The following is a 12,798-nucleotide window of genomic DNA, read 5'->3' on the forward strand; positions in this document are numbered from 1 at the left end:
CTGAAGCGAAAAACGCTTCGGCTTTTTCATTTTCATGTATAATTTGCCGGGCCGGATTAACAATAATGGCACGGAGGTGTGCCTGAGATGAAACGCATTTTTCTGTTCGGGTTGTCGTTGTTTCTGGCCTGCTTTTTCACCGCTTGCCAACGATTTGAAAAAACAGAAGACCAAACGGGATTGGACAAAGATTCCCATTCTTACACCCATATGGGCTACCCGGAAAGCAAAATGAAACAAGTGGCGCTCAGTGTTCCGGGTGTGCGGGATGTAAGGATGGAGTATAACGGCGAGAAAATCATGATGTACATTGTTCCTGAAGGGGATTTTCCGCGCTCGCGCTATCATGATCTCGTCGATCTCATTCAAAAACGCTTACGTTCGGCAGCCCCGATCAATCCGGTGCATATCAAAATCATCAAACCGGATGAATGGCTGCATCAGGAATAGGAGAAGCACCGATCGGAAAGGGCGGATACCGCAGTGACCGGACCGCGGGAAAACCGAGCAACCGGAAATTCCATGGTTCATGGCTCCAAATCCCATTGTCCGATCCGTTGCCAGGTCAATGGGTGGGGAGCTTTCATCTCTAGATTTTGAAAAATTCCTTCTTTTTATAACAGGGTGATATTCCTTTTTAACAATCATTGGCATTTGGCCGTTGGTCAAGCAGGGGACACCGCGACCTGCCCCTGCAATGGACATCCGCGGAATATACCGGTTTACATAGTAAAAACGGGTTCCGGCGATCAGACCTGGAACCCGTGTCTCCTGGAGAGAGTTATTTCTTTTTCGTGCTGGTCAGCACTTTGTCAATCAAGCCGTAGTTCAGGGCCTCTTGCGCGCTCATGAAGTAGTCACGGTCTGTATCTTGTTCGATTTTTTCCAGCGGTTGGCCGGTAAATTCAGACAGCAGTTTGTTGAGATGCTCACGCGTGCGCAAAATGCGTTTGGCCCGGATTTCAATGTCGGACGCCTGACCTTGGGCACCGCCGAGCGGCTGGTGAATCATCACTTCGCTGTTGGGAAGAGCAAAGCGTTTGCCCTTGGCTCCGGCAGCGAGCAGAAATGCTCCCATCGAAGCGGCCATCCCGATACAAATCGTGGAAACATCCGGTTTGACGAACTGCATGGTATCGAAAATCGCCATCCCCGCCGTGATCGAGCCGCCCGGGGAATTAATATAGAGATGAATGTCTTTTTCCGGGTCTTCTGCAGCCAAAAACAAAAGCTGTGCCACAATGGTATTGGCCACTTCATCTGTGACCGGGCTGCCCAGCAAGATAATCCGGTCTTTCAGCAGGCGGGAATAGATGTCGTATGAACGTTCTCCTCGGTTTGTCTGTTCAACGACCATCGGAATCAAGTTCATGGTTGCGGGTGCCTGAAAAAGTTTTCAACGGCACCCTCCCCCTCCTTTCTCTCTATCCGAGTAGCTGACTTCAACAACAGTTCCTGTTATTATCATACCCTAAAGGTCAAAAAAGGTCAAATCAATCCTGTTTGAAAAAGACTGCCTCTGTATCTTTACCTTTAGCGGGAAAGGATAAACCTTTTGCAGAGTTGCTTAAACCGGGTGGGAAGATTTGCTAAAATGGATGTGTAAATCGGTTGACGTAACGATTGTCAACGCCCTAAAGATGGGGAGCGGCGCAGGAAGGGCGGCGTTCCTGCCCTGTTTCGCGGAAAGCATTTCGGCGTTGATGGTCCGGCATGACAACATTTTCCTTAAATCGCATTCATCCGGAAAAAGGCAGCCCGATTGAAAAAGAGGCGGGCTTGCGCAATGAGGTTGCAGGAGGTTGAAATGGAGCAAAAAATCATTTGCCGGGGCTTTCTTTATCATCAGGGAAAAACGCTCCTCATTCAGCGGTCTTTGACGGAATTGACCATGCCCGGTTTCTATGAATTGCCCGGAGGAAAGGTGGATTTCGGCGAAGATCCGGAGGAGGCGTTGAAACGGGAGTTTCGCGAAGAAGTGAATATGGATGTGGAGATTGTCCGGCCCTATCAGATCTTTTCTTACGTTTCCGAATACACGAATCAGCACCTGGTTGAGATCGTCTTTCTGGTCCGGCTCCTGAGTGACCCGGCTCTGATCCGGCTGAGTGAAGATCATTCCGATTATCAGTGGGTTTCCGTAAAGGATGATGTGCCGCATGGACCTCTTAATGAGTTTACAAAGCGTGCCATCTCAGCGGGGTTTCAGACAGTTTCTTCTTAGACCGGAGCACGGACGACAAAAAACCACCATTTCCAAAGCAAAGGAAGTGGTGGTTTTTAGTATTTTGGCGCGCCTACCAGGATTCGAACCTGGGCACCTGGTTCCGGAGACCAGCGCTCTATCCCCTGAGCTATAGGCGCATAATGAAATATTAAGCTGACGAAAGTCATTATAACACAGTGAATGAACCGGGGCAAGGATTTTTTTAATTGAATTTCAGGTCTTTGTACTGGAAAAAAGAGTAAAAAGTACCAGGCTTTCTTATGTTAAAATATAATTGATTAAGTGAAGAAAAAGGAAGTTTACATGTTGATAAAAAGAGAGAGGCATGTATTCCAATGCTGCGGTTTGGTGCGGCTGACCCGATTATAATATTATTGGAAACCGTTTTTCGTCATCCATAATCCGGGAGCGATCAACAGAAGGGGCGGAGGTGAAAAGAATGGCTATACAGATGGGTTATGGTCTTTATCAGGAGCAAAGGATGAAGATGGTGATGACGCCGGAATTGCGTCAGGCCATTCAAATATTGCAATTCTCCGCAAGCGATTTATGGCAGTACATCATTGAACAGATGACGGAAAACCCGGTGCTGGAGTTGCCGGATCTGGAAGCGGAACGCCTGAATTTGGATAAATGGCTGAATTACCTTCAGGAGATGCCTGTTTCCCGCCGCAGGGGAGGCTATCGGCAAGAGCAAAAGGAATCCGTCTTTGAACCTTATGCAGCAGGGAGCGGAACGCTTGCTGAAGAGCTGGAGGCACAGCTGTTCGAGTTTGATCTGACGCCGGCAAAACGGAAAATTTGTCATTATCTTATTTATAATTTGGATGAAAGAGGTTATCTTGACGTGGATGCCGTCCATGTCTGTAAGCGCTTTCATATAAGTGAAAAGCGGTTTGAAGAGTGTCTGGAGGTCATCCAGGCGATGGAACCGGCCGGTGTCGGGGCGCGTTCGCTGTCAGAGTGTCTGGAAATTCAATTGAAAAGGATGGATCATCCCAATCCACTGGCGATTGAGATTGCCCGTCACCATCTCGAAGATGTTGCGGATGGCAAATGGCGCAAGATGGAACAGGCTCTCGGAGCAGGGATGGAAGAACTGCAAGCGGCTGTTGATGAGATTAAAAAGTGCAATCCCCGCCCGGGAAGGGGATATGATACCGGCGCACCCACCCAATACGTATATCCGGATGTTTATGTAGAGAAAGTGAATGATGAATACGTTGTCGTGATGAATGAGAGCGATACGCCTCAGCTGACGGTAAACCATTACTACCAGCAGCTGATCCGCAGCAGAGGACAGATGGGCGAAGAAGTGGAGCAGTATCTGAAAAATTGGCTGCAGTCCGCTCTGTGGCTCATCAAGGGCATCGAGCAGCGCCGGGATACCGTCTTTCGGGTTGCCGAAGCGATTGTGACCAGGCAAAAGGAGTTTTTTGAAAAAGGCGTGGATTATTTAAAACCGCTCACACTGAAAACCATTGCTGAAGAAGTCGGTCTGCACGAATCGACGGTGAGCCGGGCCACCCAGCACAAATATATGCAAACGCCGAAAGGACTGTTTCCGTTTCGCTATTTTTTCCCTTCCGGTCTGGCAACGAAATCGGGAGAGAACCTGTCACAGGAGACAGTGAAGAAAAAAATAAAACAGTTCATTTCGGGGGAAGATAAAAAAGATCCTTTATCAGACCAAAAAATTGCTGATCTGCTCTGCGGAGAAGGAATTCGGATTTCACGGCGAACGGTCGCCAAATACCGGGATGAAATGGGGATTGTCTCCTCGGCCCGGCGTAAGCGTTTTCTTTGAATTTTCAATAAAAATGGAAAGACGGCTTGTCAAGAAAAACACCTTTGCGATAAAATGAAGTTGATCCCGAAACGGGGATTTTTTTTTGAACGGGTCGGGACGATTTTGTCCTACGCGGGACGTATGAAGTCCCTTGTGGTGGGGGATGAAATGGATAAAATCTTAAACCTTCAGAAGCAATTGTTGCCGGATCTGCTTCAGGTCATGCATAAACGGTATGAAATTCTCAGGCATGTTCAGTTGATGCAACCGGTCGGCCGGCGGAGTTTGACGGCTGCCTTGAAGATGACGGAAAGAGTGCTGCGCGGAGAAGCTGATTTTTTGCGGGCACAAGGGCTGCTCTCTGTCGATTCGACCGGAATGAAACTGACGGAAAAGGGAAGTGAGCTGCTCGCCGACATGGAACCGCTCATGAAGGAACTGTTTGGCCTGAACCAATTGGAGGCGGAGTTAAAGGCATTTCTGGGTGTGAAGGAAGTCATCATCGTTCCCGGCGATGCGGATGACTCCGATTGGACCAAGAAGGAGATCGGGAGAGCGGGTGCCCGTTACCTGAAGGAGCAGGCGGAACCAGAACAGATTGTCGCTGTCTCCGGGGGAAGCACCATGCTGGCGGTGGCTGAAATGATGTTGCCGACTCCCGCTTTCAAAATGACCACTTTTGTTCCTGCCCGCGGCGGTGTTGGGGAAGCGGTGGAACTGGAAGCGAACTACATCGCATCCCTGATGGCAAAACGGACGGGTGGCAAATACCGCATGATGCATGTGCCCGATCAGGTAAGCGACGAAGTATACCAAACCTTGATCCGCGAACCGCACATTCAGGAGGTACTGAGCTCTCTGAAAAAGGCTCGTATCGTCATTTACGGGATCGGCGATGCCAAAACCATGGCGCTCCGGCGCAAATCGGATCCCGGAATCCTGAAAAAACTGGAGGAGACGAAAGCGGTAGGCGAGTCATTTGGTTATTACTTCAACCGCGACGGAGAGATCGTTCATCGCATCAAAACGCTGGGCCTGAAGCTGGAGGAACTCGATCAGGTGGAAAAAGCTGTGGCCGTGGCCGGAGGTTCCAGCAAAGCGGAAGCGATTGTCGCGATCTGCTCCCACATTTCCCAGGACACCTTGATCACAGATGAAGGAGCAGCACGGGCAATTCTGCAAAATGCGATTGCCATGTGAGAATGAATCCCACCCTTAACTGTGGATACTACGGATAAGACATTAAGGAGGAAGAGATAATGGCAAAAGTAAAAGTGGGTATCAACGGATTTGGCCGTATCGGTCGAAATGTGTTCCGTGCTATGCTGAACCATCCCGAATTGGAAGTTGTAGCCGTAAACGATTTGACCGACTCCAAAACGTTGGCTCATCTTTTGAAATATGATTCCGTGCACGGAAAATTGGACGCAGAAGTAAAGGTTACGGAAAATGGCTTCAGCGTGAATGGCCGGGAAGTAAAAGTAACGGCTGAACGCGACCCTGCACAAATCAAATGGGCCGAAGAAGGCGCAGAGATCGTTGTTGAATCGACCGGCCGTTTTACGAACCGTGAAGATGCAGCCAAACACCTGGTTGGAGGAGCAAAAAAAGTGATCATCTCCGCTCCGGCCAAAGGTGAGGACATTACCATCGTGATGGGTGTAAACGAGGAAAAATATGATCCTGCCAGCCATCAAGTGATTTCCAACGCTTCCTGCACCACCAACTGCCTTGCGCCGTTTGCCAAAGTATTGCACGAAAAATTCGGGATTGTGCGCGGTTTGATGACCACCGTTCACGCCTATACCAATGACCAGCAAATTCTTGACCTGCCGCACAAAGATTTGCGCCGAGCCCGGGCTGCTGGTGAATCGATCATTCCGACAACGACCGGTGCCGCCAAAGCGGTTTCCCTCGTATTGCCGGAACTGAAAGGGAAATTAAACGGAATGGCCATGCGCGTTCCGACCAAAAACGTATCCGTTGTGGACTTGGTGGCTGAACTGAGCAAAGAAGTCACCGTTGAAGAAGTAAACGGTGCACTCCGTGAAGCTGCTGAAGGCGAACTCAAAGGTATTCTGGCTTACTCTGAAGAGCCGCTCGTATCCATCGACTATAACGGAAATTCCCACTCCTCGACCATCGATGCCTTGTCCACGATGGTGATGGAAGGCAATATGGTAAAAGTCGTTTCCTGGTATGATAACGAATGGGGCTATTCCAACCGTGTTGTTGATCTAGCCGCTTATATAGCCGGTAAAGGACTTTGATCCATAAATTAAATAATCGGATGAAGTTATACTAATTGCAAATATGTTATACTAATGAACGGTTTGGAAGATCGGGAAGAGGAGAGCTGCTCTCCTCTTTCTCAGCATAAGGAGGGAAGCCCCATGAATAAAAAATCTGTGCGCGATGTTGACGTTCGCGGCAAGCGCGTCTTTTGCCGCGTCGATTTCAACGTGCCCATGGAAGAAGGGAAAATCACCGACGATACCCGGATTCGCGCGGCACTGCCCACGATCCAATACTTAATTGAACACGGGGCCAAAGTGATTTTGGCCAGCCATTTGGGCCGGCCTAAAGGAAAAGTGGTTGAGGAACTGCGTTTGAACGCGGTCGCCGAAGCCTTGTCCAAATATCTGGGTCAGTCTGTACTTAAAGTGGATGAAGCCGTTGGGCCTGCCGTTGAAGCCCGGGTAAACGAGATGAAAGACGGAGATGTGCTTCTGCTGGAAAATGTCCGCTTTTATCCTGGAGAAGAGAAAAATGATCCTGAGTTGGCAAAAGGATTTGCCCGTTTGGCCGATCTCTATGTGAATGACGCATTTGGCGCCGCTCACCGGGCACATGCTTCCACTGCGGGAATTGCCGCTTATCTCCCTGCGGTCGCCGGTTTCCTGCTGCAAAAAGAGATTGAAACATTAAGCCGTGCCTTGACCAATCCGGAGCGTCCCTTTACGGCGATCGTCGGCGGGGCAAAAGTGAAGGACAAAATCGGCGTGATCGAAAATCTGCTCGATAAAGTGGATAACCTGATCATCGGCGGCGGTTTATCTTATACTTTTGCCTACGCCAAGGGGTATGAGATCGGAAAATCGCTCTTTGAAGAAAATAAAGTGGAACTGGCCAAAGAGATGATAAAAAAAGCGGAGCGCAACGGCGTTCGTTTTTACATGCCCGTTGATGTGGTTGTTGTCGACGAATTCGGCCCCAATCCGAAGACCGTTAAAATTGTGGATATCGACCAGATTCCGGCCGACATGGAAGCTGTCGATATCGGTCCGAAAACCCGGGAACTGTTTGCCGATGTGGTGAAGGCTTCAAAACTGGTGATCTGGAACGGGCCGATGGGTGTATTTGAATTTGACCAGTTTGCCGCGGGAACCAATGCAGTGGCCAAAGCGCTGGCCGAATCAAACGCTCATACGATCATCGGCGGCGGGGATTCTGCGGCGGCCATCGAAAAAGCAGGCCTGGCCGATCAAGTTGATCATATCTCCACCGGCGGCGGTGCTTCGCTGGAGTTCCTGGAAGGAAAAGAACTGCCGGGGGTTGCGGCACTTCAAGATAAAGAATAGGGGGAAGCCTGAGATGCGTAAACCCGTGATCGCAGGAAACTGGAAAATGCACAAAACAGCGGAGGAAGCAGTCTCTTTTGCGGCTGAACTGAAACAGGCCGATCTTCCGGGAGAGGTAGAGGCTGTCATCTGTGCTCCGTTCCTGGCCTTGCCCGCTCTGGTTGAAGAACTCACCGGGACCGGGATCGGCGTCGGAGCACAAAATGTTCATTTTGAGCAGCAAGGCGCTTTTACGGGCGAAGTGAGCGTCCCGATGTTGAAAGCGGCGGGGGTCACTTATGTGATCATCGGCCATTCTGAGCGTCGGGCCTATTTCGCGGAAACGGATGAGACCGTGAATAAAAAGGTAAAAGCGGCGTTAAACGGCGGTCTCATCCCGATCGTCTGTGTCGGCGAAACGCTGGAAGAGCGTGAAAACGACCAGACGAAGGAAGTGGTTCGCAAGCAGGTGAAAGCGGCGTCCGCCGGGCTGTCTTCCGATGAGATGAAAAAGACGATTATCGCTTATGAACCCGTTTGGGCCATCGGCACCGGAAAAGCGTCCACCGCGGAAGATGCCGAGGAAGTATGCAGCTTTATCCGCAAAACGGTTGCCGACCAGTTTGACCAACAAGTGGCCAATGAAGTCCGCATCCAGTATGGCGGAAGCGTAAAACCGGAAAATATCGATTCCTTTATCAAGCAGCCCAACATTGACGGCGCGTTGGTGGGAGGAGCCAGCCTGAACGCCGGTTCGTTCATTCAATTGGTACAAGCAGCGAAGTAGTGGCAGGTGAAAATGATGAAACGTCCAAAACCCGTGCTTTTGTGTATCCTTGATGGTTTCGGCCTGCGTGAAAATAAAGAGGGGAATGCGGTGGCTCAGGCCCGTAAACCGAATTTCGACCGCTATTGGAATGAGTTTCCGCATGCCACGCTGGAGGCGAGTGGAAACGCGGTCGGTTTGCCGGAAGGGCAAATGGGCAACTCCGAAGTGGGACACCTCAATATTGGCGCCGGACGAATCGTTTACCAGGATCTGACGCGCGTGAGCAAATCGATCGAAGACCGGAGTTTCTTTAAAAATGAAACATTCCTGGCAGCGATCAAACACGTAAAGGAAAATCAAAGTGCGTTGCACCTCTGCGGACTTGTTTCCGACGGCGGTGTGCACAGTCACATTGACCATTTGTTTGCCCTGTTGGAGCTGGCGGCGAAGGAAAATGTGAAAAATGTCTACGTTCACGCTTTTCTCGATGGCCGCGACGTTGCTCCCGACAGCGCGGTGAAGTACATTGAACAATTGCAAGAAAAAATGAAAGAAACCGGTGTGGGCCAAATTGCCTCCGTGCATGGCCGCTATTATGCCATGGATCGGGATAAACGCTGGGATCGCACAGGCAAATCATACCGCGCGATGGTTTACGGCGAAGGCCCTGATTTCCGCGATCCGGTAGAAGCGATCAAAAAATCTTACGAAGAAGAGGTTTTTGACGAGTTTGTGGTGCCGGCCGTGATGGTTGACGACAAGGGGGAAGCGGTTGGCCGCGTTCAAGACCATGACTCGATCATCTTCTTTAACTTCCGTCCTGACCGCGCGATCCAGCTTTCACTTGCCTTTGCCAACGATGATTTTGAGGAATTTGACCGCGGTCCGTCCAGACCGGAAGACCTCTATTTTGTCTGCTTGACGGAATACAGCGTGGCGGTTCAGGGGCATGTTGCCTATAAGTCCACCGACCTGAAAAACACTTTTGGGGAAGTGGTGGCAAACAGCAATCTGAAACAGCTGCGCATCGCCGAAACGGAAAAATATCCGCATGTGACCTTTTTCTTCAGCGGCGGGCGTGAAGAGCCGTTTCCGGGTGAAGACCGGATTTTGATCAATTCTCCCAAAGTGGCCACCTATGATCTGAAACCGGAAATGAGCGCCTATGAAGTTACCGATGCGTTGTTGAAGGAAATTGCGGCAGAGAAACACGATGCCATTATCCTGAACTTCGCCAACCCGGATATGGTTGGCCATTCCGGAAAACTGGAACCGACTGTGCGTGCGGTTGAGGCAGTGGATGAGTGCCTTGGCAAAGTGGTCGATCTCGTGCTGGAAAAAGGCGGTGTTGCCGTCATTATCGCCGACCACGGCAATGCCGATATGGTGATTGATGAAAACGGCCGCCCGCATACGGCTCACACGACTTTCCCCGTTCCGTTCATTGTGACGAAAAAAGGGGTTAAACTCCGGGAAAAAGGCATCCTGGCCGATGTTTCCCCGACCATGCTCGATCTCCTTGGAATTGAACAACCGAACGAAATGACAGGGAAAAGCATGATTATCTCCAAATAACAGAAAAAGAGAGGGAATGAACCATGACCACGATTATTGAAGTATATGGCCGTGAAGTATTGGATTCCCGCGGGAATCCGACCGTTGAAGTTGAAGTTATTCTCGAATCCGGTGCAGTGGGACGCGCGATCGTTCCTTCCGGTGCTTCCACCGGTGCGCACGAAGCGATTGAGCTGCGCGATGGGGACAAAAGCCGCTATCTCGGCAAAGGCGTGTTAAATGCGGTGCGCAATGTGAATGAAGTAATCGCTCCGCAGTTGATCGGCATGGATGCACTCGATCAGGTCGCGATCGACAAAGCGTTGATCGAGCTGGATGGTACGCCGAACAAAGCTAACCTCGGTGCCAATGCAATTTTGGGCGTTTCGATGGCTGTTGCCCGCGCTGCGGCTGAAGCTCTGGACTTGCCGTTGTACGCCTACCTTGGCGGATTTAATTCCAAAGTGCTCCCGGTTCCGATGATGAACATTTTGAACGGTGGGGCGCATGCCGACAATAACGTCGATATCCAGGAATTCATGATCATGCCGGTCGGCGCGGAAAACATCCGTGATGCGGTCCGCATGGGTTCGGAGATCTTTCACAACCTCAAAGCTGTACTCAAAGAAAAGGGTTATGCGACGGGTGTTGGTGACGAAGGCGGATTTGCTCCCAATTTGAATTCCAATGAAGAAGCCCTCGCCACCATCGTAACCGCGATTGAACGCGCCGGTTACCAACCGGGAAAAGACGTTATGCTCGCGCTTGATGTTGCTTCCACGGAGATCTTTAAAGACGGCAAATACCACTTTGCGGGTGAAGGCATTACCCGTACTTCTGAAGAAATGATCGCCTTCTATGAAGAATTGATCCAAAAATACCCGATCATCTCCATTGAAGACGGTTTGGCTGAAGATGACTGGGAAGGTTGGAAACAACTGACCGAGCGCCTCGGAAACAAAGTGCAGCTCGTCGGTGACGACCTCTTTGTCACCAACACTGAACGCCTTGCTTCCGGAATTGAAAAAGGAGTCGGCAACTCGATTCTCATCAAGGTAAACCAAATCGGAACCCTGACCGAAACGTTTGATGCGATCGAAATGGCCAAACGTGCCGGCTACACTGCCGTCATCTCCCACCGCTCCGGTGAATCGGAGGATACCACCATTGCCGACATCGCAGTTGCGACAGGTGCCGGTCAAATCAAAACCGGGGCTCCTTCCCGGACGGACCGCGTAGCCAAATACAACCAGCTGATGCGCATCGAGGATCAGCTCGGGTTTACGGCTCAATATCCGGGACGCAGCGCTTTCTATAATCTGCGCGGCTAATTTATGAAAAAAGGGGATCTTTCCGCAAACACGGGCGGGGATCCCTTTTTCTTTGTTGAAAACCTCAGTTCAATATGATACAGTCTATTCAGTGAATAGCTGGGCAAGGAGGTTTAATCGTGGAAATTGCATCTAAAATAATCCTTGCAATTTTTTGCGTCGCACTGATCATTGTGATTTTGCTGCAATCGAGCAAAAGTGCGGGTTTGTCCGGAGCCATTGCCGGGGGTGCCGAACACTTGATGGGCAAAGCGAAAGCGCGTGGTTTTGATGCGTTGCTGATCAGACTGACCACTGTCTTCGCGATCGTGTTCATGGTGATGGCCCTTGTTGTCGGTTACTTTGTAAAATAGGCGAAAAATGCAGCCGATCGCTCTGTCGGCTGTTCACTTTTTGCCGGGAATTTTTTTGGAAAAACCTCTTGAAATGAATATAAAACCATGATAATATACTACTTGTCTGGTGATGATAGCGGAGGGGATCCACCCGTTCCCATCCCGAACACGGAAGTTAAGCCCTCCAGCGCCGATGGTACTTGGGGTTCACCCTTGGGAGAGTAGGTCGTTGCCAGGCGATCAAGCCACTCAGGTTTACTGGGTGGCTTTTTTATTTTGTCTTGGAAGGGCGTTGCAGTGCGGGGTTGTTAACGGTCAGTTGCACACGAACGAATGCAATTCATTAAAAAAGCGTCCCGTCAAAGGACGCTTTTTTTATCAATTAAACGGTTTGACGGCGACGATGAATCAGCATACCCAATCCGGCTGCCAAGAGTGTTGCCCCAAGTCCGATGTTATTGGCATAGGAAGTGGCTGTTTTTGGCAGTTTTCCCCCTTGACCGTTCGAGGGTTGATTTCCGGTGTTGCCGCTGTTTCCACCGTTATTTCCTCCGTTGTTTCCGTCGTTACTTGGTTGGGTGGTTCCGCCGTTATTTCCCCCGTTGTTTCCGCCATTGCCAGGCTGGGTGGTTCCACCGTTATTTCCGCCATTGTTTCCGTTATCTCCCGGTGCAGTGCCACCGCCGTTATCATCCCCGGGATTGGTTCCTCCGCCGTTGTGGTCACCGGGATTGTCATGGCCAGGTTTTCCATCATCCGTTTTCACACAGAAGAGATTTCCTTTTTTGCCTTTCAACATCAGGGCGGTATTTACTTTATCTCCATCCAGCTTTCCGGTAAAGTGAATGTTGAAACAGTATTCCACACTGGGTTTTAATCCTTCAAAATGCGCGTGGAATTGGGCTTTGGTCGATTGATTGAGATGGGCGGGTTTACCAGCTTTGTTCGGACCGACCGGAATGATTTGCCATTCCCCGCTGTCAACGGTGCTCGCACCAAAAATGCTTGTCCAAATATCAATGGTGGAATCGGTTACTTCCACCTTCGGTAACAGGTGGTATTTGGCATCTACTTCAGGTTGATTACCGGAATGCGCAAAGGTGGTCATCGGAAAAGCCAATGCAGCTGTAACTGCCAAGGCTGGTATTACTTTCGTCCATTTTCTCACTTAAAAAACCCCCTGCTATGTAATTTATTTATGTGATATTAAATTTATAAATGAAATAAGGTTTG

General features: G+C 50.1%; 12 protein-coding genes, 1 tRNA gene and 1 rRNA gene. 11 read left to right on the forward strand and 3 right to left on the reverse strand.

Features of this window, described 5'->3' with window-relative positions; all coding sequences use genetic code 11:
• The first annotated feature begins 87 nt into the window (after positions 1-87).
• Positions 88-450, forward strand: coding sequence for a cation diffusion facilitator family transporter (locus JG50_RS0104105; protein WP_033099843.1), 363 nt, complete (start codon positions 88-90; stop codon positions 448-450).
• A 331-nt stretch (positions 451-781) separates the two neighbouring features.
• On the opposite strand, the gene clpP is transcribed toward JG50_RS0104105, so the two are convergent.
• A complete protein-coding gene (gene clpP, locus JG50_RS0104110) occupies positions 782-1,372 on the reverse strand; it encodes an ATP-dependent Clp endopeptidase proteolytic subunit ClpP (RefSeq protein ID WP_033099844.1) in 591 nt (196 codons plus the stop codon).
• A 435-nt stretch (positions 1,373-1,807) separates the two neighbouring features.
• Between clpP and JG50_RS0104115 the strand changes: the two genes are divergently transcribed.
• On the forward strand, positions 1,808-2,224 hold the full coding sequence (locus JG50_RS0104115) for an NUDIX hydrolase (RefSeq protein ID WP_033099845.1): 417 nt from the start codon (positions 1,808-1,810) through the stop codon (positions 2,222-2,224).
• 65 nt (positions 2,225-2,289) lie between these two features.
• Here the strand turns inward: JG50_RS0104115 and JG50_RS0104120 are convergent.
• Positions 2,290-2,364, reverse strand: a tRNA-Arg gene (locus JG50_RS0104120).
• A 302-nt stretch (positions 2,365-2,666) separates the two neighbouring features.
• Between JG50_RS0104120 and rpoN the strand changes: the two genes are divergently transcribed.
• The 9 genes from rpoN to rrf all read left to right on the forward strand — a co-directional run bounded on the left by rpoN (position 2,667) and on the right by rrf (position 11,803).
• On the forward strand, positions 2,667-4,034 hold the full coding sequence (rpoN, locus tag JG50_RS0104125; protein ID WP_052153984.1) for an RNA polymerase factor sigma-54: 1,368 nt from the start codon (positions 2,667-2,669) through the stop codon (positions 4,032-4,034).
• A gap of 150 nt (positions 4,035-4,184) precedes the next feature.
• Positions 4,185-5,216, forward strand: a complete 1,032-nt coding sequence (locus JG50_RS0104130) for a sugar-binding transcriptional regulator (protein WP_033099882.1) — start codon at positions 4,185-4,187, stop codon at positions 5,214-5,216.
• A gap of 59 nt (positions 5,217-5,275) precedes the next feature.
• Positions 5,276-6,286, forward strand: a complete 1,011-nt coding sequence (gene gap, locus JG50_RS0104135) for a type I glyceraldehyde-3-phosphate dehydrogenase (protein WP_033099846.1) — start codon at positions 5,276-5,278, stop codon at positions 6,284-6,286.
• Between the two features lie 123 nt (positions 6,287-6,409).
• Positions 6,410-7,597, forward strand: coding sequence for a phosphoglycerate kinase (locus tag JG50_RS0104140; RefSeq protein ID WP_033099847.1), 1,188 nt, complete (start codon positions 6,410-6,412; stop codon positions 7,595-7,597).
• Between the two features lie 13 nt (positions 7,598-7,610).
• A complete protein-coding gene (gene tpiA / locus JG50_RS0104145) occupies positions 7,611-8,363 on the forward strand; it encodes a triose-phosphate isomerase (protein ID WP_033099848.1) in 753 nt (250 codons plus the stop codon).
• Between the two features lie 15 nt (positions 8,364-8,378).
• Positions 8,379-9,920, forward strand: coding sequence for a 2,3-bisphosphoglycerate-independent phosphoglycerate mutase (gpmI, locus tag JG50_RS0104150; protein ID WP_033099849.1), 1,542 nt, complete (start codon positions 8,379-8,381; stop codon positions 9,918-9,920).
• Positions 9,921-9,943: 23 nt separating this feature from the next.
• Positions 9,944-11,230, forward strand: a complete 1,287-nt coding sequence (gene eno / locus JG50_RS0104155; RefSeq protein WP_033099850.1) for a phosphopyruvate hydratase — start codon at positions 9,944-9,946, stop codon at positions 11,228-11,230.
• Positions 11,231-11,349: 119 nt separating this feature from the next.
• Positions 11,350-11,583: a preprotein translocase subunit SecG gene (gene secG / locus JG50_RS0104160; protein WP_033099851.1), complete on the forward strand. Its 234-nt coding sequence runs from the start codon at positions 11,350-11,352 to the stop codon at positions 11,581-11,583.
• Between the two features lie 105 nt (positions 11,584-11,688).
• Positions 11,689-11,803, forward strand: a 5S ribosomal RNA gene (rrf, locus tag JG50_RS0104165).
• Positions 11,804-11,947: 144 nt separating this feature from the next.
• On the opposite strand, the gene JG50_RS18640 is transcribed toward rrf, so the two are convergent.
• Entirely contained in the window at positions 11,948-12,733 is a 786-nt protein-coding gene (locus tag JG50_RS18640) for an LPXTG cell wall anchor domain-containing protein (protein ID WP_052153985.1), read from the reverse strand.
• Between the last annotated feature and the right edge of the window lie 65 nt (positions 12,734-12,798).

Source organism: Thermoactinomyces daqus (genome assembly GCF_000763315.1).
GTDB lineage: Bacteria > Bacillota > Bacilli > Thermoactinomycetales > Thermoactinomycetaceae > Thermoactinomyces_A > Thermoactinomyces_A daqus.